Origin of the sequence: Nocardiopsis sp. TNDT3 (genome assembly GCF_003427465.1) — a bacterium.
GTDB lineage: Bacteria > Actinomycetota > Actinomycetes > Streptosporangiales > Streptosporangiaceae > Nocardiopsis > Nocardiopsis dassonvillei.
Window position 1 is genome coordinate 1 of sequence record NZ_QPFC01001214.1, and the last position, 1,652, is coordinate 1,652.

At 76.0% G+C, this 1,652-nt stretch carries 1 protein-coding gene; it reads left to right on the forward strand.

Features of this window, described 5'->3' with window-relative positions; genetic code table 11:
* Positions 1-90: 90 nt before the first annotated feature.
* On the forward strand, positions 91-1,590 hold the full coding sequence (locus tag DQW06_RS25990; protein WP_071621634.1) for a leucyl aminopeptidase: 1,500 nt from the start codon (positions 91-93) through the stop codon (positions 1,588-1,590).
* Positions 1,591-1,652 lie beyond the last annotated feature (62 nt).

Here is a 1,652-nt window from a genome sequence, read left to right on the forward strand (position 1 = left end):
CCGCGACCCCCCGCAGCGCCGCGTCAGGGCCCCCGCGGACCCGGGGCGCCGCGTCCCCGCCGGGCGCGCGGGGCGACTAGCATCGGGGACGTGAGCACGTCGTTGTCAGTAAATACGGAGTCCCCCAGTTCGCTCGACGCCGACGCGGTTGTCGTCGGTTACCACTCCGGAGGCGACGCTCCGGAGCCCGCGTCGGGCGCTCATGACGTCGATGCCGCCTTCTCCGGCGGCCTCGCCCAGACCCTGTCGCTCCTGGGAGCGAGCGGCGCCCCCGAGGAGGTGCACACCCTTGCCTCCCTCGGAGCCGTCAAGGCCCCGGTCGTCGTCGCGGTCGGTCTCGGCCCGGCGCCCGCCGAGGGCCCCGTCGACCCCGACATCCTGTCCCGCGCCGCCGGCGTCGCGCTGCGCTCGCTGACCTCGCGCCCCGAGGGCGCGGGCCGCGTCGTCCTGGCCCTGCCCGCCGGGACCGCCGCCGAGGCCGGCGCCGTCGCCCTCGGAGCCCGCCTGGGCGCCTACGGCTTCGACCGGTACCGCACCGCCGCCAAGGACAAGCGCGCCGCCGAGCTGGTCCTGGCCAGCTCCGCCGGGGACGCCCGGGAGGCCGCCGAGCGCGCCGCCGTCCTGGCCGAGGCCGTCAACCTCACCCGCGACCTGGTCAACACCGCACCGGCCGACCTGGCGCCCGAGGACCTGGCCACCACCGCCCAGGAGATCGCCCAGCAGTCCGGCCTGCGCGTCGAGGTCCTGGACGAGGCCGCCCTGTCCGAGGGCGGGTACGGCGGTCTGATCGGCGTCGGCCAGGGCTCGGCCAACCCGCCCCGCCTGGTCCGCCTGGCCCACAGCCACCCCGAGGCCACCAAGACCGTCGCCTTCGTCGGCAAGGGCATCACGTTCGACTCCGGCGGCCTGTCCCTCAAGCCCGCGGGCTCGATGGACTGGATGAAGTCCGACATGGCGGGCGCCGCCTCCGTGCTGGCCGCCATGCGCGCCATCGCCGCCCTGAACCTGCGCGTCAACGCCGTCGGCTACCTGGCCGTGGCCGAGAACATGCCCAGCGGCACCGCCCAGCGCCCCTCCGACGTGCTGACCATCTACGGCGGCAAGACCGTCGAGGTGCTCAACACCGACGCCGAGGGCCGCCTGGTCATGGCCGACGCCCTCGTGCGGGCGCAGGAGGACGCGCCCGACCTGGTCGTGGACATCGCCACCCTGACCGGCGCCCAGCTGGTCGCGCTCGGCACCCGGGTGTTCGCGGTCATGTCCAACGACGACGAGGCGCGCGACCGGATCGTCGCCGCGGCCGCCGAGGCGGGCGAGGCCTCCTGGCCGATGCCCCTGCCCGAGGAGCTGCGCGCGGGCCTGGACTCCGCGGTCGCCGACATCGCCAACGTGGCGGGCGAGCGCTGGGGCGGCATGCTCTCCGCGGGCGTCTTCCTCAAGGAGTTCATCGAGGAGGGCGTCACGTGGGCGCACCTCGACATCGCCGGTCCGTCCTTCAACCAGGGCGGACCGCACGGCTACACCCCGAAGGGCGGCACCGGCGCGGGCACCCGCACCCTGGTCCGCATCGCCGAGGAGTACGCCGGATAGCACCCGCCCAGGGGGGCGGCCTCCCCGAGCCGGAGCGCCGCCCCTCCCGGCCACCGCGGCCG